The organism is Acinetobacter sp. SK-43, from assembly GCF_015351505.1.
Classification (GTDB): domain Bacteria; phylum Pseudomonadota; class Gammaproteobacteria; order Pseudomonadales; family Moraxellaceae; genus Acinetobacter; species Acinetobacter junii.
The window spans coordinates 17541-40962 of record NZ_JADKPY010000017.1; the positions used below are offsets into that span (position 1 = coordinate 17541).

General features: G+C 38.9%; 25 protein-coding genes. 8 read left to right on the plus strand and 17 right to left on the minus strand.

Annotation, left to right across the window (positions count from 1 at the left end; genetic code table 11):
* Nucleotides 1–143: 143 nt before the first annotated feature.
* The 3 genes from IRT38_RS04755 (at nt 144) to IRT38_RS04765 (ending at nt 2960) form a co-directional block, all read left to right on the plus strand.
* Nucleotides 144–1553, plus strand: a complete 1410-nt coding sequence (locus IRT38_RS04755) for an FAD-binding oxidoreductase (RefSeq protein ID WP_005403295.1) — start codon at nt 144–146, stop codon at nt 1551–1553.
* Between the two features lie 70 nt (nt 1554–1623).
* Nucleotides 1624–2187: a hypothetical protein gene (locus IRT38_RS04760; RefSeq protein WP_194597079.1), complete on the plus strand. Its 564-nt coding sequence runs from the start codon at nt 1624–1626 to the stop codon at nt 2185–2187.
* Between the two features lie 8 nt (nt 2188–2195).
* Nucleotides 2196–2960 carry a DNA polymerase beta superfamily protein gene (locus IRT38_RS04765; RefSeq protein WP_194597080.1) on the plus strand — a complete coding sequence of 255 codons (765 nt, stop codon included), beginning with the start codon at nt 2196–2198 and terminating at the stop codon, nt 2958–2960.
* A gap of 259 nt (nt 2961–3219) precedes the next feature.
* On the opposite strand, the gene IRT38_RS04770 is transcribed toward IRT38_RS04765, so the two are convergent.
* The 3 genes from IRT38_RS04770 to IRT38_RS04780 form a co-directional block, all read right to left on the minus strand.
* Complete coding sequence (locus tag IRT38_RS04770) at nt 3220–3534, minus strand: putative quinol monooxygenase (RefSeq protein WP_194597081.1); 315 nt, start codon at nt 3532–3534, stop codon at nt 3220–3222.
* Between the two features lie 12 nt (nt 3535–3546).
* Nucleotides 3547–4137 (minus strand): NAD(P)H-dependent oxidoreductase, encoded by a 591-nt coding sequence (locus IRT38_RS04775; protein ID WP_194597082.1) that lies wholly within the window; start codon nt 4135–4137, stop codon nt 3547–3549.
* Nucleotides 4138–4245: 108 nt separating this feature from the next.
* Nucleotides 4246–5118 carry a DUF4349 domain-containing protein gene (locus tag IRT38_RS04780; protein ID WP_194597083.1) on the minus strand — a complete coding sequence of 291 codons (873 nt, stop codon included), beginning with the start codon at nt 5116–5118 and terminating at the stop codon, nt 4246–4248.
* Nucleotides 5119–5300: 182 nt separating this feature from the next.
* Between IRT38_RS04780 and IRT38_RS04785 the strand changes: the two genes are divergently transcribed.
* Complete coding sequence (locus IRT38_RS04785) at nt 5301–5672, plus strand: hypothetical protein (protein ID WP_151691054.1); 372 nt, start codon at nt 5301–5303, stop codon at nt 5670–5672.
* 365 nt (nt 5673–6037) lie between these two features.
* A complete protein-coding gene (locus tag IRT38_RS04790) occupies nt 6038–7273 on the plus strand; it encodes an MFS transporter (protein ID WP_194597109.1) in 1236 nt (411 codons plus the stop codon).
* 20 nt (nt 7274–7293) lie between these two features.
* On the opposite strand, the gene yccS is transcribed toward IRT38_RS04790, so the two are convergent.
* The 4 genes from yccS to IRT38_RS04810 form a co-directional block, all read right to left on the minus strand.
* The gene (yccS, locus tag IRT38_RS04795; RefSeq protein WP_194597084.1) at nt 7294–9444 is read right to left on the minus strand and encodes a YccS family putative transporter; all 2151 of its coding nucleotides are present in this window, start codon (nt 9442–9444) and stop codon (nt 7294–7296) included.
* Nucleotides 9445–9671: 227 nt separating this feature from the next.
* Nucleotides 9672–10253 (minus strand): superoxide dismutase family protein, encoded by a 582-nt coding sequence (sodC, locus tag IRT38_RS04800; RefSeq protein ID WP_004964458.1) that lies wholly within the window; start codon nt 10251–10253, stop codon nt 9672–9674.
* Nucleotides 10254–10360: 107 nt separating this feature from the next.
* Nucleotides 10361–11458 (minus strand): AI-2E family transporter, encoded by a 1098-nt coding sequence (locus IRT38_RS04805; RefSeq protein ID WP_026057392.1) that lies wholly within the window; start codon nt 11456–11458, stop codon nt 10361–10363.
* Between the two features lie 122 nt (nt 11459–11580).
* Nucleotides 11581–12225, minus strand: coding sequence for a ParA family protein (locus tag IRT38_RS04810; protein WP_004909505.1), 645 nt, complete (start codon nt 12223–12225; stop codon nt 11581–11583).
* A gap of 130 nt (nt 12226–12355) precedes the next feature.
* Between IRT38_RS04810 and IRT38_RS04815 the strand changes: the two genes are divergently transcribed.
* Nucleotides 12356–12823, plus strand: coding sequence for a Holliday junction resolvase-like protein (locus IRT38_RS04815; RefSeq protein WP_194597085.1), 468 nt, complete (start codon nt 12356–12358; stop codon nt 12821–12823).
* Nucleotide 12824: 1 nt separating this feature from the next.
* Here the strand turns inward: IRT38_RS04815 and IRT38_RS04820 are convergent, their stop codons facing one another.
* Complete coding sequence (locus IRT38_RS04820; RefSeq protein WP_194597086.1) at nt 12825–13460, minus strand: class I SAM-dependent methyltransferase; 636 nt, start codon at nt 13458–13460, stop codon at nt 12825–12827.
* Between the two features lie 201 nt (nt 13461–13661).
* On the opposite strand from IRT38_RS04820, the gene IRT38_RS04825 reads away from it, so the two are divergent.
* Complete coding sequence (locus tag IRT38_RS04825; RefSeq protein ID WP_026057391.1) at nt 13662–14225, plus strand: hypothetical protein; 564 nt, start codon at nt 13662–13664, stop codon at nt 14223–14225.
* A gap of 46 nt (nt 14226–14271) precedes the next feature.
* On the opposite strand, the gene IRT38_RS04830 is transcribed toward IRT38_RS04825, so the two are convergent.
* A complete protein-coding gene (locus IRT38_RS04830; protein WP_194597087.1) occupies nt 14272–14814 on the minus strand; it encodes a hypothetical protein in 543 nt (180 codons plus the stop codon).
* Nucleotides 14815–14832: 18 nt separating this feature from the next.
* A complete protein-coding gene (locus IRT38_RS04835; RefSeq protein ID WP_194597088.1) occupies nt 14833–15612 on the minus strand; it encodes a class I SAM-dependent methyltransferase in 780 nt (259 codons plus the stop codon).
* 121 nt (nt 15613–15733) lie between these two features.
* Here IRT38_RS04835 and IRT38_RS04840 point away from each other — a divergent pair, with 121 nt between their 5' ends.
* Complete coding sequence (locus IRT38_RS04840) at nt 15734–17005, plus strand: hypothetical protein (protein ID WP_194597089.1); 1272 nt, start codon at nt 15734–15736, stop codon at nt 17003–17005.
* Between the two features lie 57 nt (nt 17006–17062).
* Here IRT38_RS04840 and IRT38_RS04845 read toward each other — a convergent pair whose 3' ends face one another.
* The 7 genes from IRT38_RS04845 to IRT38_RS04875 all read right to left on the minus strand — a co-directional run bounded on the left by IRT38_RS04845 (nt 17063) and on the right by IRT38_RS04875 (nt 23415).
* The gene (locus IRT38_RS04845; protein WP_004909486.1) at nt 17063–17650 is read right to left on the minus strand and encodes a hypothetical protein; all 588 of its coding nucleotides are present in this window, start codon (nt 17648–17650) and stop codon (nt 17063–17065) included.
* A 155-nt stretch (nt 17651–17805) separates the two neighbouring features.
* Nucleotides 17806–18252, minus strand: a complete 447-nt coding sequence (locus IRT38_RS04850; RefSeq protein WP_194597090.1) for a hypothetical protein — start codon at nt 18250–18252, stop codon at nt 17806–17808.
* Nucleotides 18253–18288: 36 nt separating this feature from the next.
* The gene (locus IRT38_RS04855) at nt 18289–18705 is read right to left on the minus strand and encodes a hypothetical protein (protein WP_194597091.1); all 417 of its coding nucleotides are present in this window, start codon (nt 18703–18705) and stop codon (nt 18289–18291) included.
* Between the two features lie 215 nt (nt 18706–18920).
* Nucleotides 18921–19736, minus strand: coding sequence for a hypothetical protein (locus tag IRT38_RS04860; RefSeq protein WP_194597092.1), 816 nt, complete (start codon nt 19734–19736; stop codon nt 18921–18923).
* A 4-nt stretch (nt 19737–19740) separates the two neighbouring features.
* On the minus strand, nt 19741–20694 hold the full coding sequence (locus IRT38_RS04865) for a hypothetical protein (RefSeq protein WP_194597093.1): 954 nt from the start codon (nt 20692–20694) through the stop codon (nt 19741–19743).
* Between the two features lie 213 nt (nt 20695–20907).
* Nucleotides 20908–22974 (minus strand): glycine--tRNA ligase subunit beta, encoded by a 2067-nt coding sequence (gene glyS / locus IRT38_RS04870; RefSeq protein WP_194597094.1) that lies wholly within the window; start codon nt 22972–22974, stop codon nt 20908–20910.
* A gap of 45 nt (nt 22975–23019) precedes the next feature.
* Nucleotides 23020–23415, minus strand: coding sequence for a tautomerase family protein (locus IRT38_RS04875; protein ID WP_004678669.1), 396 nt, complete (start codon nt 23413–23415; stop codon nt 23020–23022).
* Nucleotides 23416–23422 lie beyond the last annotated feature (7 nt).

Here is a 23422-nt window from a genome sequence, read left to right on the forward strand (position 1 = left end):
CTCGAACTCGTTGTGTAGACAGTTTGATAGTTCGCTAGCGTTTCTATATTTTGGATGTTTTGAATCCTTTGTTTTCAAGCCCTTGAAATACATTCAGGATCATCCAGAAGTCCTATATCTCTTTCTTACTAGGCCTGAAAACGATGAATGCTCCAGTCGCTTTAACACCCGAGTTATTGACCCTCTTAACGGCAATCGTGGGTGAAAACCGTATTAAAACTGATGCCGATAGCTTGGAAAATTGGGGACGAGATCATACTAAGCACTTTGATCCGAACCCATCAGTCATCGTTTTTCCATCAAGCACTGAACAAGTTCAAGAGATTGTAAAACTGGCGAACCGTTTTAAAGTGGCAATCACGCCATCAGGTGGTCGCACAGGTTTATCTGCTGGTGCGGTAGCGAACAATGGCGAGATCGTGATTAGCTTTGACAAGATGAATCAAATCTTGGAGTTCTTGCCAGCGGATCGTATGGTTCGTGTTCAAGCAGGCGTGGTGACTGAGCAATTGCAAAATTATGCCGAACAACAAGGCATGTATTACCCAGTTGATTTTGCATCGACAGGTTCTAGTCAAATTGGTGGAAATATCGGAACCAATGCAGGCGGTATTAAAGTTATCAAATACGGCATGACACGTAACTGGGTGCTTGGTTTAACGGTTGTTACGGGTAAAGGTGACATTTTACGTTTAAACAAAGGCATGATTAAAAATGCGACGGGTTATGCGTTGCAGCATTTGTTTATCGGTGGAGAAGGCACATTAGGTTTGGTGACAGAGGCTGAGATTAAACTTGAGCGTCAACCACAAAATCTACAAGTCATGGTATTGGGTACGCCTGACTTTGAAGCGGTGATGCCTGTATTACATGCTTTCCAAAAAGAAATCGACTTAACCGCATTCGAGTTCTTTGGTGAAGTGGCAATGCAAAAAGTGTTGGATCGTGGTCATGTACAACGTCCATTTGAAACAACTTGCCCATTCTATGTATTACTTGAATTTGAAGCCCCGTATGAGCCGATTATGGACAAAGCAATGCAGATTTTTGAGCATTGTATGGAACAAGGTTGGGTGATTGATGGCGTAATGAGTCAAAGCTTAGAACAAGCACAGAGCTTATGGCGTTTACGTGAAGATATTTCGGAATCGATTGCACCGTATATTCCTTATAAGAATGATATTTCAGTGTTAATTTCGCATGTCCCTGCGTTTATCTCAGAAATTGATGCGATCGTTTCACAAAACTATCCAGACTTTGAAATCTGCTGGTTCGGTCATATTGGTGACGGTAACTTGCACTTAAATATTTTAAAACCTGAAAACCTAACTAAAGACGAATTCTTTGCGAAGTGTCAGGTGGTGAATAAATATGTGTTTGAGACTGTGAAAAAATATGATGGTTCGATCTCTGCCGAACATGGTGTGGGGATGACCAAGAAACCGTATTTGGAATATTCACGTTCTCCTGAAGAAATTGAATATATGAAAGCATTGAAATTGGCATTTGATCCAAATGGGATTATGAACCCAGGGAAGTTATTTGATCTTTAAAAGTAGTTTTTCTACTCTAGCCCATAAAAGTACACTTTTATGGGCTTAATTATTTCTTATTATGATATTTATGAAAGTTATTTTTGCTCTTGTTTTTTTATTCTCATTACAGGTTGCGCATGCAGCAAATGAGTTGCGTTGTGAAAAGGATTTTGATCATATCCAACATATTTTTTATCAGAAAGAATATGATATTTTTAAGAATGGGACGGTGAATGATTTATATACCCATATAGAAACATATTATTACTCTCAACAATTTAAGCATCTTCACCCTAAATCTGTTTTTTTTATTGATCATTGGTTACCTGAACAGGAATATCTAAATGAATTATCTGTTCTATTTGATGACCAAACTCAAATTACTTATAAGATTTCAAAACCATTCGCTAATTTTGTGCTAGACAATAAAGAAATTTGTATTGTAAAAAATGAAATTGAACTTGAAAGTTTTACAGAAATTACCTCAATTTTAGGCGCTGATTTTTTTATAAGATATGTAGGTCACGATCAGTGGTTTATTTTTCCTTATGATGAAAACATATCAGAAAAGGATTTTGAAGAGTTTTTCCCCAATTTTCCAAAGGATATTTTTTTACCCCAAGTAGGGATTATTAATATAATAGAAAAGTAGGCTTCATAATGAACATCCATCACGAAATCGAAAAACTGTTTCAACATCACCAAGACATTCCATTATTTTATATCGAAAGTGGTAGTCGTTTATGGGGTATGGCCAGCCCAGACAGCGACTATGATGTACGCGGTTTTCATTTACCGAGTAAAGAGCAATATTTTGATTATAAAAAGTACCGTGATCTAATCGAAATCATGGACGGTGATTTTGATTTCGTTTCTTATGATCTCGACAAAATGTTTGGCTTATTGGCAAAAAGTAATCCTACCGTTTTGGAGTGGGTGAGAGCACATATTGTTTATTTTAATGCTTTTCCAGAATGGCAAAGCTTTCGAGATGGATTGCTTAAGCGAATCGATTATAGCGCGTTGTATCACCACTACTTATCGCTGGCGAAGGGTGGCATGAAAGTGATGCAAACTGCGGATAATTTTACTTATAAGAAAGTATTTTATTCGATTCGTGGTTTGATGTCGGCAGAGTTAGCAACTCAAGAAGTCATGCCTGAATTATTGATTACCGATTTATTTGCACAAGTCTCTGAGCACGATCCATTACGCCATTGGGCAGAAGATTATTTGGAAATTAAAAAACAGCAGAAAGAAAAAGCCCAACTACCTGAAGCGGAACAAGCCGCTATTCTGAATTTATTGGAAATCAAAATTGAGCAATTGGCTGCTAAAGAAATGCAAAAAGCTGATCGTCGAGAGGGCTTAGAATGTTATTTAACAGAATATAGCCGACATTTGAAGCAGTATTATTATCAGTAAAATCATTTGCTTATATTTTTCTTTGTCTTGACGGAGTCGTATTGTGTTCTCATTCATATTCAAGATTAGCCTTCGGCTGGAGTTACTTTGGTTTTGCCCAAAGTAACCAAAGGCATTGTCATCTGCAAAACCTGTTCACTTCTTGTATTAATTAAAATTTATCGCAGAAACAGTATCTTCTTGAAATCACGCAGGTTGCAGATGACATTACCGAGTATCATATATTTTATGAGGATTTGATAAATAACCAATCTTTGTTCTAAATCCCATTTTCCAAAATACGCACTTTGACATTAGCCACATGCGCTTTGGTCGCTTCAAAATGCTTCAGCATATGTGCCGTTTGCATATGTGCTTCAAGGTGAGCGGTACTTTCCCATTGTTCTAACATCACAATGCTATTTTCATCTTGCGTCTGCATCGCAATCGCTGGTAGATGATCAATCAATGGGGCATAACCGTGACAACCTTCTTCTGCCAATACAGTTGGAATGATTTTTTGGAATGCATCTAAGACTGCTTGACGGTGTTCTGCACCTGCATGTGTCTGAATTTCTGCAATAATTGTCAACATAGTATTTCTCTCTTAATGGGCAGTCGCAAAAAGCTGATCTAAATGTGCTTTATAAGCTTCGATGTAGCTTGGGACATCAGGCATTTTGATTACATCATTCACAATAAATGTAGGTAATGATTCCATACCCAAGAATTGATTGGCTTTATGAAAAGGTAAATACACGCCATCTACACCCACACCGTGAAAGAATTGGTCAGGATCAGTGAACGCTTCCATTGGTGCGTTCCATGTCAACGACAACATGTATTTTTTACCTTGAATCAAGCCACCTGAACCATACTTTTTAGAAGCATCAGAACGGCTACGTCCATCGCTTGCATAGAGGGAACCATGACCAATCGTAAATACATCATCAATATATTTTTTCATCGTCCATGGTGCACCCATCCACCAACCTGGCATTTGATAGATCACCACATCTGCCCATAAATATTTTTCAATTTCTGCTTGGATGTCATAGTCACTGTCGGTACGTGTCACTTGTACTGTATGACCTAAAGCTTTTAGATGTGATTCTGAAAAGTCAGTCAGGGTGTCATTCAATTCACCATTTGAGTGAGCGAATTGTTTCGCGCCATTAATAATTAAAATATTACTCATAAAATTAAACTCAAAAATAGATTTCTAAAACATGAGTGCATTTTAGAGAATCTATTCATGAGCAAAAATGCGCAAATAAGCAAAATACTATTGATCAAAAATCAATAATTAGCTGTTTTGTTTTCTAGATTTATAGGCTTTACGAATAAACCAAACTACAACGATTACAAGAAAAAATGCCCAAAATTGGATCAACCACAAAATAGTTTCTTTAAAATAAGAAAGCCCAATTTTGAATGCATCGGCTATCCGAGTCATTAAAGGTTCGCTATCGAGATGTGCAATACGATGAATGTTTAAATCTTGAGTTTTGCGAACTTGTGCTTGTTGAAAATATTCGATGCGTATTGTGCTGTAAGTCAAACGATCTTTGACCTCAAGTTGAGTTAATTGTTGAAGTTGATTATTGGCTGTATTCGATGTGCTAGGGCTTTGATTTGCTGTATTAAGTTTTTCTTCTAACAGTTTCAGTTCATATCGCTTAGCTTCATAGCTTTGATTATTAAAGTTGAGCATCAAAGGCAATAGACTATTCAAAAAGGCAGTAACTTGTTCATTTGGAACACGAATCGTAAGTTGTACGGTAGGGATGATTTTTTCATAAACATCTATATGACCATCGAGACGTTCGCGTTGCGAACTATCACTAACCTGATAATTCACTTGTTTTTCTTCGATATAGCCATTTTGTTTGAGGAGTTGCTGTTCAAGTATAGCCGTCGTTTTTTGAACATCTTTGACTTCAAATTGCAGTTGAGCTGTTTTTACTAATTGTCGGCTTTGTTCTAGGGTGCTTTGCTGATCACTGAGCAATTGCTCAGGATTTTTTGCAGTCTGACTTTGAGATGTATCTTGCGCTGCGGCAACACTTTCAGTGGCCATTGCAGCCTCACCTGAAGGCGTTTCTTCCTTTTTAGAACAAGCAATTACTGAACTGCTTATGATTAAAATTAGAGTTAACTTTTTTGCTAAATCTGACATGTGTGTATGCCTAAAAATTTCTGATATTGATGTTACGGGGTTGTTTTATTTTGAGGATCACAATTGTTATCAAAGCATTGATAAATACAACAAATCTCTCATAGGTCGCATACATTTTGTTATTCGACAGTTCATTTTTGCATAGTAGCATAAAAGAATAATGCAAATCGGAAGACTACAAAATGCATAAACTTTGGATCATTTTAGGATGTGGAATTTTTTTGACTGCATGTAATCAACCGATTGCTCAGTCGCAACAACAAGCTGCTGTGCAAAAAAGTACAGCGATGCATGCGGTACTACTTGACCAACCCAATTTGTTTCATGATGAAACTAATCTCAAAATTGATCAGCAATTTAATAGTGCTGAAAATCCTACAGATGCTGAGATTACCGTCGAGCAAGCGCAGTTAGATGATTCGGTAGCGGCTATTCGCACTGAATATCAGTTAAAACGTGATCAAGAGACTTGGAAAGTGGTGAATAAAAAACAAAGCTATCAATGTGCTCGAGGAGGCAATCCCAAGACTTTCCAGTTTGAGCTATGTCCTTAAATGGTGAGTTATCTTTTAAGGTCGTGTGAAAGTTGAGCAGGATTGTGGATAACTTTTTGGTTATTCACATATCCACACAATTGATTTGCTTTGCTTAAATTGCGGTCATTTTTAAAAAGTGCTAAAGTTGCGCTTGGAAATTTTTCCAATAGGTAAAACTTTTTACCAATCTCACGTAAATAAATTGTTATTCTAAATACACCTTGTGAATACGGTGTTTTCACACTTTTACATGCGCTCTCACTGCATGGAAATCAAAATTTAATTTAAATCAAAACCATAAAATGATGTGGTGCGGAATCTATTTTCTTTTTTTCAGAGAAATAGACGGCACACGAATTGGTTATTTTTGTGAATAAAACATGATGACGAATAATCAAAGCATGACGTTAAACCGTATAACGCTCATGTTTCCATTGGCTTTAGTGCTATTTGAGTTTTCAGTTTATATCGGTAATGACTTGATTCAGCCAGCGATGTTGGCGATCACAGAGCAGTTTGCAGTTAGCGCAACTTGGGCACCATCTTCAATGTCATTTTACTTATTGGGTGGTGCTAGTGTCGCTTGGTTACTGGGACCACTTTCAGATCGGCTTGGACGCAAGAAAGTCCTATTGGCCGGTGTAGCTTTTTTTACGATTTGCTGTTTGTTGATTTTATTGACCCATAATATTCAACAATTCCTGGCCTTGCGCTTCTTGCAGGGTATTGGTTTAAGTGTGATATCAGCAGTTGGATATGCGGCAATTCAAGAAACTTTTGAAGAGCGTGATGCCATTAAAGTCATGGCATTGATGGCAAATATCTCCTTGCTTGCGCCTTTGCTTGGACCTGTGTTGGGCGCGTTCCTGATTGATTATGTGTCATGGCACTGGGGCTTTGTGGCGATTGCTTTTATTTCTTTTCTCAGTTGGTTCGGCTTAAATAAATTTATGCCAGCCTCGAAAGAAAGTCGTAAACAAGCGAAACAACCCTTTCGTTATATTTGGGATGATTTCAAACAAGTATTTAGTAATCGCCAGTTTTTAGGTTTAAGTGTTGCATTACCGATTGTAGGAATGCCACTGATGTTATGGATTGCTTTGTCACCGATTATTCTCGTGGATGAGTTAAAGCTGAGTAGTGTGCAATATGGCTTGGCGCAGTTTCCTGTGTTTTTTGGTTTGATTGCAGGCAATATCGTTCTGATCAAAATTATGGATCGTTACGCACTTGGTAAAACCATTTTAATGGGTTTGCCGATTATGCTAGTAGGTACTTTATTTTTGATGCTCGGTGTGATTTGGCAAACCTATTTAGTGCCTTGTTTGCTGATCGGTATGACCTTAATTAGTTTTGGTGAGGGAATTAGCTTTTCAGTGATTTATCGTTTTGCATTGATGTCCTCTGATGTATCGAAAGGAACGGTCGCGGCTGCGGTTTCAATATTGATGATGGTGAGCTTCTTCTCAATTATTGAAGTGGTTCGTCTGCTATATACCTATTTCCATATTTGGGCATTTGTATTGACGAGTTTTGCCTTGATAGCTTTTTGGTTTGGCATACCTCGAATGGTACTTAAACAATATATGCAAACAAGGCTGCAACAAGGCATTCATTAAATAGCGTTGAGCTAAACGCGCTACTTAATTTCTAGTTCAAGTAATCTATTTTTTAACATCACCAATTCAGGCAGAGTCTCAAGCAATAGCGTCATTTGTTTGAACAATAGTTGCTGTTGTTCTGAGACTTGAGCCATTGAATTTAAACGATCAATTTCACTAAACATCTCTTCGATGTGCTTTTCTGGAAGTGCTTGTCTTTCGATCAATGTTTGATTAAGTAATATTTCACTCTGGTCTAATAATTTCAAAATATCTTGATCTTGAATTTGCTCACGTTGATGACCCAGTGCGGATACATAACTCAACTGACTATGGCTATAGACCAAATAGCGAAATGCATAGTGAATGAGTTCTTGGTTTGGTTCAGGTTCTGTACTCAGACTAGAAATCATATTAGATAATTCAATCTGAGCATTATGGGCGGCACGACGAGCTTTTCGATACTCAAGATCGTTGGAGCGACCTTGATGATATTGCTGGACGACTGCATGCAAATAATTGAGCGTTGCTTGACTGCTTTTGCGGATATTTTCAGGAATATTTCGGAAATTCCAATCTGGCCATATGAAGTTAACCGCTAGCCATGCGATTGCACAGCCGATCAACGTGTCAATGATACGCGGTAAAATAATGCTGAAACCTGCGCCTTTTAAATTGAAAATTAACAACACCATTAGCGTTGCCATCACTGTTGCGAGTGCATATTTTTTCTGACGCAAATAGAAAAAATATACTCCGCAAATTACAGTAATAACCAATTGACCTTCGATGCTAGGTACAAAATAAAGAACGGGCACACCTAAAAGCACACCCAACAACGTGCCAATCGTTCTAAGTTTTAAGCGACTTTTGGTGGCAAAGTAAGTGATCTGACAAACGAATAAACTGGTCAATAAAATCCAATAGCCATTTTTTGCAAAAGGCATCAAGGACACGGCATAACCTACAGCAAAGACAATGGCTAAGCGAATTGCGTGACGAAATAATGCAGACTGAGGACTTAGATGCTGTTTTAGTTTTAACAATAAATCCTGAAAGCCTTGAATATCCTCATCCAGTAAGTTGAGATGAGCTTGTTGATGCTGTGTTGATCGTATTTCGATGTTTTGTGGAAATTGCAGTTGAGCAAATTGTTCATGAATACTTTTTAAGTTATTCAGAATCAGTTCTAGGTTTTTAACTTCAAGATTATTTGGATGTTGAGCAATCCAGTCTTGCATGGATGCTTCTAATTGGGCAAGCGCAGCATCAGCGAGTGGGGTATTTTGATAAGTACTTTTATGTAGCAAAGCCTGACTCAGTTTTTTACAAGCAGTTGCTTGTAGAAACATATTTTTTTGGATACGAAAAATTAAATCGCTACGGCTAAAGTTCTGATGAATTTTTTCATAGTGCAAATAATTAGAGGTGACTTGCTCATGAATATCTTGCGCAAAATAATATAAGTTTAGCCAATAGATACTGCTGTTATTGATGCGTGAGGATTTAAGTCGAGAAAGTAAGGATTGCTTCGCTTGATTTAGACTATTCACCACCTGTGCATTTTTTTGTGAGAGTTCAAATAACAGTGTTTCAACATTATCGACATTATCTGGATCAAACAACTTGGCTTTGCTCTGTAGCAGCTCACCCATTTCTTTGAAAATCGTTGAAATCTTCTCCTGTAAGGGTAGGGTTGGTCGAATCATAAAAAATAAGATCGAGGTCAATCCGTACCACACAGCACCGATGACAAAATAACTCGGATGTTGATACCAATTTGCATATTCTCCTAGACCAAACATGGTGTAAATCGAAAGGAGAATCGTACCAAATGAAATCGTCGCATAACGTTGACCTAAAGCCCCCATGAGAATCAGTGCTGCACTGGACAGGCTAAGGTAAACGATAAACCAAAATTTATAAGGTACTAGAAATTCTAAAATGGTGCTAACACTAAAGAACAGTACACAGACATAGACCAAATTGCGTAGCCGAATACTCAGACGATCATCGAAGTCTGTGAGGGCAGCCGCAATTGCGCCTAATGTAACAGGAACAATGAATTGACCTAGTCCCAATCCGTGCAACACCAATGTAGTGCCTGTCAACACAATCAAAATTTGTAGGCAATACAGTAGAATCGAGTTTGATCGGAATCGATTAAAAAGATGATAAAGACTATTCACGACTATATTCTGCTATGTGTTGATTCATTATCATATAGCCATATTGCGTAGCTAAAATGATGTGCTGATCAAGATATTGAGTCAATTTTTCAACCTATTTTTGTTGATTTTTCATTTAATAAAACTAAGCAAAATTCGTGCTCATCTTTTATTTATAGTCATCTTTATAGATAAATTAAGTGAATAAAATCCTAAATTGTGGATATCTTTTGAGATACCCACAATCTTTATTTGATCACACCACAAGCAATTCTTTCACCACCTCCACCAAGGGGTTTAGGTGTGTCAGAATAATTATCCCCACCTGCATGAATCATAATCGCACGTCCCTGAATATCGGAGAGCTTTAATCGAGGAGCGATAACGGCTTGGGTTGCAAAGCCTTTTTCATTGACAGTGAGTGCAGGTAGATCACCTAAATGACCATTTTCTGGTGTGCCGTGGTGGGCAATATTGTCAGGATTGTAATGACCGCCCGCTGCCAGTGCTGCACCCATTTTTCCATCTTTCATTGCAGCTTCACATGACGGTTTCTCGTGAATATGAAAACCATGTTCACCCGATGGAAGTTTCCACAATGCAGGGGTGATGATCAGACCACTTGGACTTTCTTGGAAGGATACTGTGCCAATCGAAGCACCTATACCATCGGCGCTTACCTGATGGATTGGGATTAAATATTTATGGTCGTAGCTAGTGGGCTGTTTCTGAATTTTTGCGGCATTATTGTCTAAGGGAATTGATGAGCATGCGCTGATACTCATCATGATTGCACTAAAAACTGTATACCGTTTTAAGGTTGAAAGCATTGCGAATTATCCTTATCTATTTTGTCTTTATTTGATTGATTCAAACAAAGTCTGGGATAACGCGCAAGCTAGATTCTGTATGACAAGATAAATGGTCAAAATCGCATTTAGGATTTAGTTTCTGGTGGCGCTTCGATCGCAGCAATAGGTTCTTGAACATTTTCATGTAGCCATTCGCGCCAAATCGCTAATAAGATTGCCAAAATCACAGGACCAATAAATAAGCCGACCAATCCAAAGCTAGCAATACCACCCAATACGCCAAACATGATTAAGATGAATGGGATTTTTGTTGCCCCTGAAATCACGAGTGGTCGAATCACATTATCTGAGCTGCTGACGACTAATAAGCCCCACACCACAACCCCAATTGCTTCAACTGTTTGACCTTGAGCAAATAACCATAAACCGACGCTGAGATACGAAATTGGAGTTCCAAAAGGAATTAATGCCAAGATAAATGTCACCATAGTCAACAACATTGGGTTGGGTACATCAGCTACAAAATAGCTTAGACCTGCCAAAATTGCTTGAGCTACAGCAGTTAAACCTACACCGTAAACGACTGCACGTGTTGTTTCAGAAATCGTTTCTAGATAATGATGCACACGAGGACCAATCACCATTTCAAGTGCACGACTCACTTGTGACAGAATCAGCTGACCATCCCGATAAAAGAAGAACAAGGTCATAATGGCAAACGTAAGTTTGACGAGGTTACGACTAATCTCGCTCAAGACAAAACGACCGTAGCTGAGATGACCTTGAATCCATTCAGCGACATTTTTGGTAATACTATTCGGATCAGCACTTAATTCATTGACTGTACGACTGATGTCTTTGCCAATGATAGGGAGGTTTCGAATAAAATCTGGGACTTGAATGTGTCCTGAAAATAATTGTTTTTGTAGATTAAAATATAAATTACGACCTTCGAGTTGCAGCATGAAAATCGCAAAAATAAATGGGATACCAATCACTAAAATTACAAGTGTAATCATAATAGTAGCGTTCAGTGTAGGGCGGTTCTCACCAAAAAAACGACGTTGTACCCATAAATAAACGGGCCATGTCATATAGGCGATAATAGCCGCCCAAAGAACAGGGACAATAAAGTATTTAAGAATACTAAAGCCCAAAAACAATAAAACAAAAAACAATCCAAACAGCAAAACGCGTTGTAGTGTTGGAGCGTATTGTTGCACCATGGTTTTCTCTAGTGCCAAAAGATAATTGAAACCATATTAACTGAAAAACACCCTGAGTGAAATTTTCACTATAGGATTTTCAGCATTAAAGATCAAAAGATTAGCTTTAGATACAGTGCTTAGAACCATTCGCTCGGGTCATCGACCAATTGGTTTAAAACAGGTTGCCATTGATGTTGGATGCTGACAAAGTTTTTTTGTGGCTTATCAAAAACACTTAAACCCTGCATGGCTAATGTTCCATAGGCACTTCTTTCTGATATCCATGCCACAGGTTCTTGTTCAATCTTGTTAAAGAAATCTTGGATATCTTTAGAGCTTGCGCTATTCGGTTTGACTCGATTTGCGACCAATAAGATTTGTACTTTTCCCTTTCGAATACGTTTAATCTCGTGAAGATGCTTGAGAAAACGGCGTGTACTATCAATATCGAAAAATGAAGGTTGTAATGGTGTCACAATCGCATGTGCTTCGCTCACCAATTGTTCAGCATGTTCACCAGATAAAGCGCCAGGCGCATCAATAATTAAATAATCGAGATTTTTGGGAGCTTCGCCGATTGATTTCTCATGTCGCCAATCGAGACTTTGAATATTAGTGACAGAGTCGGGGCGTTGTTTCAGCCATTGTAAGGATGATTTTTGATTATCTGCATCTGCGAGAGCGACTTTATAACCTTTTTGTGAGAGCGCAGTGGCGAGCGTAATCGCCGTCATTGTTTTACCACAGCCGCCTTTTTGATTTGCGATTAATATTGTCTTCATGAAATTAGATTTTTTAACGTGTGTTTTGTATTCCACTATACCTTAGCATCTTTTTGAACAGAGTGTGCTACACATGACAAAAGTTTAATGTTGCAGTTAAATAGCAGCGTTATTGAAAAAGGAAAGACTTATGTCGGTTTGGCTTGCGATGTTGATTGGTGGCTGTATAGGGGTTGTGATTACCACTCTCATTTTATCAAATAGCCGCAATGGTCGTATTCAAGCTGAATATGAGAACTATATTGCTGAATTGGAACTAGAGCATAAACAGGCATTATTAGATGCTCAAAAGCGTAGTGTGAATACCAGTCGTGCAGTCTTAAAAGGAAAAATGGCTGAGCAATTTGCCCCGATCTTACCAGAGTTTGAATATTTACCTAGTGATGCCAAATTTCTTGGTGATCCTGTCGATTATGTGGTGTTTGATGGCTATACCGATTTTCGTGATGGGGATGGCGATGCAGAAGATATTGAAGTGATTTTATTAGATATCAAAAGTGGTGGTGCGCGCTTGAGCAAAGGACAACAGGCGATTGCTCAAGCTGTTCGAGAAGGTCGAGTCCGTTTTGAAACTTTGCGGATCGACTTTGATGATTAGTTCAAGGATTCAACAAAATCTTTTGCACTCTTGCAAGTAGCATCTTTTGTGTGATCGCAGGAATCCCCTCAGCATCAAAATATTGCTTTTCAATAAATTTGAATTTTGCTTGCGCTATGCTCCGTTCGATATCCCGATTTAAATGGCAACCATCTCCAATGCGCTTCTGAATCGGAGTCAGTAAGGTTTGTAAAGATTGCATTTTTACCGATTCTGGATGTTTGACATGCTCAACGAGATGAAATGTTCCTGTAGGTTTAAGCACACGATAGATTTCAGCTAATGCCTGTTCCAGTTTGGGGATACTACACAGCGTCCATGTCGAAATAATATGGTCTAGCGATGCATCAGCAAATGGTAATTTTTCAACACTGGATTGGACGTGTTTCACGTGGAAAGGTGCATTCTGAACACGCTCAATCGCCAAATGATAAATATCTGGATTTGGCTCAAGCGCATACAGGGTATCTACATTGCCATAAAATGGAATGTTGAGACCTGTGCCAAAACCAATTTCGAGAATTTCACCTTCGATCGGAATGAGTAATTCGCGTCGTTTATCCATCAAACTGCCCGTTTGCATGACTTGATTGAGTAAATGCGGAAAGATTCGGCGTTGATAAAACTGATAAATCATAGAGAATCCATTCGTAGATTTAATGGGGGGCTGTCGCAGCTAGATGTGAAATGTCAACAGACCCTAAACACTGCACAAAAATATGACTAAAGATTATTTGATTGTTACCAAAAAAAGCAACTTTTCTCATGGTCTAAGCATACTATGAAAGCTCAAACGAGTTTATTTGCTATCAGTCATATTTTTGAGGAAGTAAAAGCCATGAAAAAGCGTCTATGGATGAGTTTATGCATGGTGGCTGCACTGGGTCAGGCACATGCTTCTGCCAGTGGAGTGGAATACAATATTGCGAAAGGTTTATCCCCTCAAGTGAAAGACCAATCGATTTCCGTATTGCAGCCTTTCTACGGTAATTTTCGTATTTTAGGATCTAAAGTTTATCAAGATGATGAGCAAGCCAAGTTTTCACCGATTGATTATGCTGTCAGTTGGGGATTGTTCGCGCATCCTGAAATCGCACGTAATATTTCAGTCAGTCAATATGACCGCTATTTGAATTGGAAAATGGATAAACTTCCTGTGCCTGCGGATCAAGCCATGCAAATGGTATCGAACATGCACATCATTCCTGCCAATCCTGAAATTGCCAAACAAATTAAACAAGTGAAACGTGGTGACTTGGTCCAGTTAAAAGGTGAATTGGTCGAAGTCCGTGATAAAGACTTAGTATGGAAGTCTTCGCTATCACCTACAGATATTGGCGATGGGGCATGTGAGTTATTTCGAGTGAATTCGATTCAATGGATTGAAAAGCAGAAAATCTAATTCAAATTAAACCAAGAAAACGAGGGGGATAACCCTCGTTTTTTATTTAATTGCTTTTATTTTCTGTAGCTTGAGCACTTCGCCAATGATGGAGTTGACTTTGTGCATGTAAATATTCATTTAACTGATTAACTTGCTGATTGGTGTCTGTCGCATTTTGTAGCGCCTTTGCTTGGCTTTCCCAATAATCATATAACAAACCTTGAATATAGCGTCCTTGTTCAGTTTTTAGATCTAAATCTTTAAGCATTGTGAGTGCAGAGTTCACATTGTCTTTTTGGCGTTGTGCTTCAAACTCTGGTGTCAACGTATTTTCTTGCTTCATTTTGGCAAGTTCGATTTCCATGCTATCCGTCATCTCAGTAAAGCGACGATCATAGTCATCCAAAACAGCAATATCATGCGCATCATCTGCAGTTGCAGGAAATTGCTTGATCGGTGTCTGATTCAATTGACCAATCGCATCTTGACTAGAGCTGGTTTGATTTTCAGTTGCTGCTGTGGGTTCTTTGTCTTTGTTACAGCCTGTGAGAAAAAGGACTGAACTAAACAATGCTGCAAGGACATAAGTGGTTTTAACTGTTGGCATGGAGATATTCATCCCTGATTAATTTGATATTTTCTGAAAGTGATAGGCATAGGTGATATAAGGGAAATCTATCTGATCTTGCGGAGATCGTCCCGTAAAATCAAATACAATTTGTTCAAATTTCGCTTTGAACTGTTGTTGTTCAGGATAGGGCATTGCTGCAATAAAACTGGTGGACAATAAGCGTTTGCTGACTACCTGTTCTACCGTACCAGAATGTATCAGTTGAAAGGTCTGCAAACTATTTAATTTGAATAAATCCTGATCATCGAAAACTTCTTTCCAGCGACCACTATGATAACGTGGAGTATCTCCTTCAAAAGGCGCTATTTCATCTGCTAAAGCTTGAACCCAGTCAACATTGATGTCTCTTTGATTCCAAATTAATCCTAGATGACCTGATGGTTTGAGGACTCGATGGATATCAGAAAGGCTGAGTTGATTTGCAAACCAATGAAATGATTGCGCACAAACAACACGATCAATAGAAGCATTTTTGAAGGGGAGTGACTCCGCTGATGATTGAAAGCACTCAATATCAGGGTAGCTTTGTTGGAGCTGCTTTAACATTTCATTTACAGGCTCAACAGCCAGCACTTTGGCACCTGTTTGAATCAGGTAAGGTAAGAATTTGCCAGTCCCAGAACCTAGGTCTATAACAGTTGAACTTTCACCTATTTTGAGACGATCTTGCAGCCAAACCACTATTTCTTGTGGATAATTGGGACGAACCTGTTGGTAAAGTTCAGCACCTAGACTGAAGCCTTTTTGCGCCGAAGGATGCAGGGATTGTGTCATTTTTTGCGCTTTTTAATCTGTTCTATCTCTATAAAATAAGATACTCCGCAATTTGGGTTTGGCAAAGTCATGATTTGGTGACTTTTTGATACCAACCTAGGATCAACTTTTCAGTGTGAGCATGGATAAGCAAATAATATTTGAAGATGAACATATTCGCGTTATTTTTTTGAAAGGTTCAAGCGACACATTAGTGGTTTCTTTTGGCGATTTGATTAGTCGAGCCAAAGGAATGTCCATCAATGCTGAAAAATCATTAATTAAATATGAATACAATGTCATCGGCATAATGCCGAAATTAAAAACATGGTTTCCTAAAACCAGCATGTTGCAGATGCAACAACAGATTCAGCCGATTCTTGAACAGTTTGAAAAGCGAGTGGGCTATGGCGGTTCAATGGGTGGCTATGCCGCAATAAAATACTCAAACTTGTTGAATATGCAAAAAATTGTGGCATTTGTTCCACAATTTTCGATTGATCCAGAAGTTGTTGAAGATCGTCGTTATGCAGAATTTTTTGATGCATCTATTCATCAAAATATGCAGATTCAGGCGGATGAGGTCGACGCATCTCGGGAGTATATTCTTGTCTATGATCCCTATTTTGCTGAAGATAAAGAGCATTTCTTAAAAATAAAACCTTTGTTGCCACAGATGGATGTTATTCATTTGCCCTTTACAGCACATGAAGCACTTTCGGTATTGGCAAGCTCGCAACTGTTACATGATTTTGTAGAAAAGCCGTTTGAGCTGACGTATTTTTATCGCCGTGTGCGTGAAGTGAAAAAACAAAGTAAGTTCTACTATCGTCATGTTTTGGATGCCGCCTTATCGAAGCATCAACAAGCATTGTTAAAGATTTTAGAAAACAATGACTTTGCACTTGATGAACGATATTTTGATGCTGTAATGAAACAAAAACTCGTTCAACAGTTGTTTAAATTGCGACAGGGAACTGAGCAGAATTTACATAAATTAGGTGCGCATGCACATTTTGTTCAACAAATTCAAACAGCAGCTACCAACGTCTGTACCCCACAAAACCAATTCTTGGTTTTTAACTTGGTTAGTTTAAAACTTGAAAGCTATAGTGCAGAACATATTCAGGAAAATTCACAATACCTTGTGCCTTTGCACTTAAAGCCGAATGCACTAGTTGAGTTAAATTTAAACGATGAATATTATTTCTTGACCATGAATGATCGGGGGATTCATAAACTGATCAAGTTTGGTGATGCTTTACCTTTAGATCAATCACCACTGATATTTAAACAATATCCAGATTTTTATAATCTTAGTTATAAGCAACTGACTTTAAGTTGTGAAGATGATGGTCTGACGCATTTTATTGAGAGTCATTCTGCTGAGCAGAGTCGATTACAACTCTGTTAAACAAAAAAAGCCCTTACATTGCTAAGGGCTTTTATTTATTAGATGGGTATTAAGTAATTAATTAATGCCGACTTTAGCATTGGTGTTTACATTGGCATTTACACCTAAAACTTTTACACCCACGTTAGTGCCTGCTTGCAGATTTTTCTTATCTGCATTTAAGCCTGTTTTGGCATCTACCGCTGCTGTTTTATTATTCAGCTGCGCTTTTGCATTGGTTTGAGCTTCTAAGCTTAGCGCCTTAGAAGCTGCTTGCTTGTCCGCAATACGTTTTTTCACATCCGCCGTTTTGTCAGCAGCAAATGTTCGACCATCTACGGCTTTCTCTACAGCATAATCTTTCGTATTTTTCACGGCAGTACCCGTAGTATGAATCACTTTTGATCCTATATTTGCAGCAGTACCGACAGTTTTCTGAGATGCATTCACACCTGTGTTGACGGCCGCATGACCAACATGTTGTGCTGCATGACCAACGCCTTGTGCTGTGTTAGCAACTGCACCTGTAATGCCTTTTACCAATCCACCAGATTGAACATTAACTTGAGCAGATCCATTCGCATTTACCCCTACATTTTGTGCAAAAACAGAAGCAGAAGCGAGAATAGTTGTTGTCACGATAGCTGTTTTGATCATTTTCTTCATTGCGATTTCCTTTAAAGATGTGCCATGTTGGGGCACTTCATGAACGCAAATGAATCATATCGAGCAAATGAGAGAAAGCTATGGATTTCAGCAAAACTTTACAACTAGATTACAGCTTAAAAACACTTTGGATAGAAATTGTGGAGATGGCAAACTTAGCCACATTGGTCCAAAACGGTTTGGTTAAAGTAGCTTTTTAACTTGTCAAAGTTATGTTTTACCTCAGGTTTCTGAATGTCAAATACTGTGGTTTTTCGGGTTTTCTGATCTAATACAGGTTTTTCAGTGGTCGCATTGAGTAAACGATTCGGCACATATTGATAGGTCTCAGAAAAAGCCCGACTTAACTGATTGCCTTTAAATTCCCATGATTCCGTACTCTGCCCACCATCAAAATAACCTGTAAACTGGATCATACAATGATTCTTGTATTTATTTAAGGATGCGGCATTGGTCTTGGTATCGGGTAGGGCATCAATGTTCTGAACCAGTTGCAGTTGTTGTAAAGGCTGCTCGGCTTGAGAAGAGAGCGTTGAACACGCGGTAAAGCCAATACTACTGACTAAACAAAGCAAAATGGTTTTAAAAGGCATAACTGTCATTGTTTCATTCATTCCTATAAATTTTGTTCAATCGTATTAATTTGATGAGGGTTGGCTCAGTTCAGCACGTTCAATAGGAATATTTCCATCATTGGTTCCAATCACGGCATCTTTGGTGTCTTGCCATTTTTTAGCAGTATAATGTTTGGCTTTTTCGGTTTGTTCCTGAACAATGACGGATTGTTCAGCCGTGTATTCTTTTGTGGTTTTCCACTTTTCACTCATTTTTTGTGAGGTGTTTTCAGATGCTCCTTGAATTGAATCACCTAAGTTTTGTAGCCCTTTACCTGTTTTATACAACAAGACACGACCTAGGCTCGGGTTGTCACCATAAGGAAGTGTTTTTTCAGCCGTTGCAGTATTTGTATTTGCGGCTGTTGTACTTTCGGCTGCCCAAAGAGAAGACGATGCGATCAGTGCAGTCGTTAAACACAGTGCAGGTACTTTTTTCATTATCCTTTGTATCCTTTAAGCAGGTATATTTCATTTCAATATATTAAGCTCTTATTGAATAGATGAATGTAGAAAAACTGCAATCTGCAAATTGAGCAATGGCATGAAAGGGTCATATCAATTTTGCGAAAGTACTTACAAGCATCATTAATGCTATCGTTAAAAATTTAATCGGAGGTTGTTTAGGTCCTGAATAAGCAACAGCCCATTATTCTTCAGGGTGGAGCAACAGGCCCACAGATGTTTGGGTTAGATTGAATTTGGCGACATGCCCTCAGAGCAGATTCATATGAGGCCATCCGATCCGCTATTTCTTGCTTAAATGCATCTGCATCAGGACAATGCTGCTTCATAATTTTGGCTTGTTCACTGGTGCCCCACATTACAATCTGTAAATGGGGTGTTGGTTGTGTGATTTGTTTTCCACTAGGCGAATTGAGGTAATCTGCGATACGTTGGTCAATTTGTTGCAAACCACGATTTGCTTTTTCTAACGCAGCTGGAGCGCATTGCGTAACCAATTTTGCTTTTGCTACCTCTGGAGTCACTGGTGTAATCCCGTCTCTTCTGGCAGCAGCAACTTGATAGGCACAGGCTGTTAATCTATGAAGGGCAGCATCACATTGGTTAGCTGGTCTATATGTAAATGTTTGTTTTAAATGTTTGTTTTCTTCCTTGTCAGCTTCATTGAGAAACTCAAGTGCTTGTTGCTTTAACTCGCTACTTGACTTCACTTCACCCTTAACTTTGCCGCCATATCGATATGCCCAAGGGTGATCTAGTGCTGCACTGATGGATTGCTCCGTATCTCTTCCAGTACCGTCTTCACAGCCTCTTGATGTGCCTGGATAACGGAATTGGCGGACCACCTCTTGTTCCGCTTTACAATCGGCAGCGGAAGTCCACTTATTACTTTTACGCCCAGACTCTGCCAATCTTGCGATCATTTCTTTGGTCGTTTCTGCATATACAGGTGGTGTCATCATGAGAAATGAAAGCGTTAAAGTATGTAGAATATTCTGTTTTATCATTGTATTAACTCCCTTTTAGTGTTTTTCTAATGAGTTCTTCTAATGCTGGACTGGCAACAGGGGTTTTGGCTTGATTGGCCTGACTGAGTTGCTGTTGACGTTGCATCATCTGTGCTTTTCGCTTGTTTTCTTGTGCTATGAACGCCGCTTCAGCATCCGCTTTTTGTTTTTCAGCTCTGGCTTTAGCTAAGACGGGTTCAAGGGATTTTTTTAGCGCTTCTACTTCAGCCGTATGCATGCGTTCGAACTCATCATATTGACTAACTAAGCCATCGGTGAGTTCTTTCCACTTTGCTACACAGTTGCCCAACTTACAAAAGTGACGAGTTGTACCATCTTCATAATTATCCGTATCAAAATGACGCATTACAGCAATACAAGGACTTGTAGACTTTTTTTCAGCATGATAACAGGAAGGCTGCATACCAAAATAAACCCGTTTTTTGTGGTCTTGAGGCGTATAACCTATAGAAAATCCTTGTTTTTTTTCATCTGGCTCATAGGGGTTTTTAATATTCATACTTCGCGTATAAGATTCATTCAGCCAAGTAAAACTCTCAGTCTGACCTCCTTGATAATCATTTCCTGCATACCAGTTTGATTTCGTTCGTCCAATAAGTCTGCCATATAAATACCACGCTTCTGCAAAGCCAATTTCTTCATTATTCTGAATTTTATAATGCATTTTACCAGGCCCTAGAGCCATGCCATCTACACAAAGACCATCCCAAAAGTTTCGACTCATTGAATCCAGATTTGCTTGTTTATATTTTGGATAGATTACAGTCTGAATCACACCGCACCCATTTTGGGTCTTGGCGATGACTTCGTTTTCTTTTAGCTGAATTGCATTTAAAGGTGGAGATGACAACGATTCACCACTGACAGCCTTGTGACTAAAAGCCAGTCCGAAAATTAAAACTGGCAATGTAACGTATCGGTTTATAGTCCAGTTCATAACGTCCCCTTTTTTATAATTCTGTGATTGATCAAATCCTAAAAAATTACTTTTGTTAAATGTCTAATCACTATTATTCTTTTATTTATAAGATTTACATGATTGGATCGAAATTGCTAGATATAGGCGATAAAGTGAATGTGAAAGTCTTAAATTTAAAATAAACCCACTATTGATAGTGGGTTTATTTAAAAGATCAAGAATTATAAATACTTAACCCTGCAATACACTTACATCTGCAATTGCTGTGAATAAATCACGTAATTGAGCCAATAAACGTAAACGGTTGGCTTTTAATTCAGCGTCGTCTGCCATAACCATTACACCTTCAAAGAAGGCATCAATTGGCGCGCGAAGTGCAGCAAGCTTAGACAATGCTTCTGTGTAGTTACGAGCAGCAAGTAAAGGCTGAACCACAGGCGTTAATGCTTGAAGTTCTGCATAAAGTGCTTTTTCAGCAGCTTCAACTAGATTGGTTTCAACTACAGCACCTTCAGGCGTTGCTTCTTTGGCAAGAATATTCGCAACACGTTTATTCGCCGCAGCTAATGCAGCAGCTTCTGGCAAAGTACGGAAATGATTGACCGCAGTTACACGCTTGTCAAAATCAAGAGGAGATTTTGGAGCAAGTGCTTGTACCGCTTGAATCACATCAACCGCAACGCCTTGATCTTCATATTTAGCACGGTAACGACCTTCAAGGAATGCAACGGCATCCGCACGGGTATTGTCATGATCTTTAACTACATCGCCATAGCCTTGAAGCGCGAAGTTAACCAGTTCTTCAATCGTGACATCAAGTTCATTTTCAATGATCAAACGTAAGATACCGATAGCAGAACGACGTAATGCAAATGGGTCTTTCGAACCTGTTGGTGCTTGACCAATACCAAAAATACCAACCAGCGTATCTAAACGATCTGCAAGCGCAATCGTTGTGCCTGTCTTGGTTTGTGGTAATACATCACCCGCAAACTTAGGTAAGTATTGCTCACCTAAAGCTTCAGCAACTTCATGATTCTCACCTTCAAGGCGAGCATAATACGTGCCTGCAATACCTTGAAGTTCAGGGAATTCACCCACAAGTTCAGATGTCAAATCACATTTAGCCAGTAAAGCTGCTTTTTCAGCATCGGCTGCATTTGCACCTGTAATCGGTGACAATGCTACAGCTAATTTAGCAATACGTTCTGATTTATTCCAAAGCGTACCTAATTGTGCTTGGAATACCATATTCGCGAGTTTTTCTTTACGAGACGCAAGCGGTTGCTTTTGGTCTTGTAGGAAGAAGAATTCTGCATCCGACAAACGAGGGCGTACAACTTTTTCATTGCCTTCAATAATTTGAATCGGATCTTTCGACTCAATATTTGAAATAGTAATAAAGTAAGGCTGTAATTTACCTTCAGCATTGATCAAACAGAAATACTTTTGATTGTCCTGCATCGTGGTAATCAATGCTTCTTGAGGAACTGCTAAATAACGTTCTTCAAAAGTTGCACGTAAAGCAACAGGCCATTCAACCAGACTTGTCACTTCATCAAGCAAGTCTGCTGGCACAATTGCAGTCGCATTGACTTCATCTGCCAATGTTTTGACTTGTGCTTGAATGGTCGCTTGACGCTTTTCGAAATTCGCAACCACGTACGCTTTTTCTAAAGTTGCCAAGTAGTCATTTGCATGCGTCAAAGTCACGGCTTCAGGTGCATGGAAACGGTGACCATAAGTCACATTACCTGCTTTATGATCTTGAATGGTTGCTTCAACCACTTGATCATCTTTTAGCAATACAACCCATTTCACAGGACGTACGAATTCAGTACGACTTGCTGCTGAACGCATACGTTTTGCGATAGGTAAGTTGTCTAATGCAGTTTGTAAAATTTGTGGCAGTAAAGCATCAAGGCTTTGACCTTTCACATCTTTCAAAAAGCAAACTTTTTCAACTTTGCCTGCTTGGAACGTCGAAAGCTGATCAACCGTGATGCCTTGACCACGCATAAAGCCTTCAAGTGCTTTAGTTGGTTTGCCTTCAGCATCATAAGCGGCTTGAACAGCAGGGCCGTCAAAACGTTTTTGTGTGTCTGCTTGAGCAGCATCAATATCAACAATTTTGAGCGCTAAACGAGGTGGTGCAGCATAAGCTTCGATCGCAGCAAAATTTAAGCCTGCATCTTTTAAGCCTTTTTCCGTTTCAGCTTTCAAAGCATCACGTAAAGTTTTTAAGCTTTTGGGTGGAAGTTCTTCACAGCCCAATTCAAATAGTACGGTATGTGTCATTTCAAATGTCTTCTAAAAATATTTATCTGTCATAAGCAAGATGATCTAAACATCTACCTTAAATCCCAATGCAACATCACACGCTGCTTGACCGCCACGGATACCCCAATTTTCTAAGGGAATATCTCGAATAATAATCGTCACGTATTTTGGTGGAATGCCGAGCACTTCAAGGTTATTGACAATGCCTTGATAAAGATTTCGCTTTGCATCCACAGAACGTCCAGCAAAAGCATCAATACTAATCTGAGTATAAAACTCAGGTTGATCTTGATGTGGTGGACAAGCAAAACGATGCGGTAAATGAGCGAAAAAACGGATATGTTTGTCTTTTTCAGGAATGTGAAAGTGTTGGACTAAAGCAGACTGAACAGCATCAATGATTGCTATTTCTTGTTCAGTTGAGTATTCACGTCTTACTTCAATCACAACACTTGGCATTTTATTT

Coding starts and splice junctions, on each gene's coding strand:
- IRT38_RS04770 (WP_194597081.1), bottom strand. CDS start 3,534: ATGTTGACAATTATTGCAGAAATTCAGACACATGCAGGTGCAGAACAC.
- IRT38_RS04855 (WP_194597091.1), bottom strand. CDS start 18,705: ATGAAAAAAGTACCTGCACTGTGTTTAACGACTGCACTGATCGCATCG.
- IRT38_RS04865 (WP_194597093.1), bottom strand. CDS start 20,694: ATGAACTGGACTATAAACCGATACGTTACATTGCCAGTTTTAATTTTC.
- IRT38_RS04845 (WP_004909486.1), bottom strand. CDS start 17,650: ATGAAGAAAATGATCAAAACAGCTATCGTGACAACAACTATTCTCGCT.
- sodC (WP_004964458.1), bottom strand. CDS start 10,253: ATGCTTTCAACCTTAAAACGGTATACAGTTTTTAGTGCAATCATGATG.
- IRT38_RS04810 (WP_004909505.1), bottom strand. CDS start 12,225: ATGAAGACAATATTAATCGCAAATCAAAAAGGCGGCTGTGGTAAAACA.
- IRT38_RS04785 (WP_151691054.1), top strand. CDS start 5,301: ATGCATAAACTTTGGATCATTTTAGGATGTGGAATTTTTTTGACTGCA.
- IRT38_RS04825 (WP_026057391.1), top strand. CDS start 13,662: ATGAAAAAGCGTCTATGGATGAGTTTATGCATGGTGGCTGCACTGGGT.
- IRT38_RS04840 (WP_194597089.1), top strand. CDS start 15,734: ATGGATAAGCAAATAATATTTGAAGATGAACATATTCGCGTTATTTTT.
- IRT38_RS04875 (WP_004678669.1), bottom strand. CDS start 23,415: ATGCCAAGTGTTGTGATTGAAGTAAGACGTGAATACTCAACTGAACAA.
- IRT38_RS04765 (WP_194597080.1), top strand. CDS start 2,196: ATGAACATCCATCACGAAATCGAAAAACTGTTTCAACATCACCAAGAC.
- IRT38_RS04780 (WP_194597083.1), bottom strand. CDS start 5,118: ATGTCAGATTTAGCAAAAAAGTTAACTCTAATTTTAATCATAAGCAGT.
- glyS (WP_194597094.1), bottom strand. CDS start 22,974: ATGACACATACCGTACTATTTGAATTGGGCTGTGAAGAACTTCCACCC.
- IRT38_RS04760 (WP_194597079.1), top strand. CDS start 1,624: ATGAAAGTTATTTTTGCTCTTGTTTTTTTATTCTCATTACAGGTTGCG.
- IRT38_RS04775 (WP_194597082.1), bottom strand. CDS start 4,137: ATGAGTAATATTTTAATTATTAATGGCGCGAAACAATTCGCTCACTCA.
- IRT38_RS04830 (WP_194597087.1), bottom strand. CDS start 14,814: ATGCCAACAGTTAAAACCACTTATGTCCTTGCAGCATTGTTTAGTTCA.
- IRT38_RS04815 (WP_194597085.1), top strand. CDS start 12,356: ATGTCGGTTTGGCTTGCGATGTTGATTGGTGGCTGTATAGGGGTTGTG.
- IRT38_RS04820 (WP_194597086.1), bottom strand. CDS start 13,460: ATGATTTATCAGTTTTATCAACGCCGAATCTTTCCGCATTTACTCAAT.
- IRT38_RS04835 (WP_194597088.1), bottom strand. CDS start 15,612: ATGACACAATCCCTGCATCCTTCGGCGCAAAAAGGCTTCAGTCTAGGT.
- IRT38_RS04755 (WP_005403295.1), top strand. CDS start 144: ATGAATGCTCCAGTCGCTTTAACACCCGAGTTATTGACCCTCTTAACG.
- IRT38_RS04790 (WP_194597109.1), top strand. CDS start 6,038: ATGACGAATAATCAAAGCATGACGTTAAACCGTATAACGCTCATGTTT.
- IRT38_RS04850 (WP_194597090.1), bottom strand. CDS start 18,252: ATGACAGTTATGCCTTTTAAAACCATTTTGCTTTGTTTAGTCAGTAGT.
- IRT38_RS04860 (WP_194597092.1), bottom strand. CDS start 19,736: ATGATAAAACAGAATATTCTACATACTTTAACGCTTTCATTTCTCATG.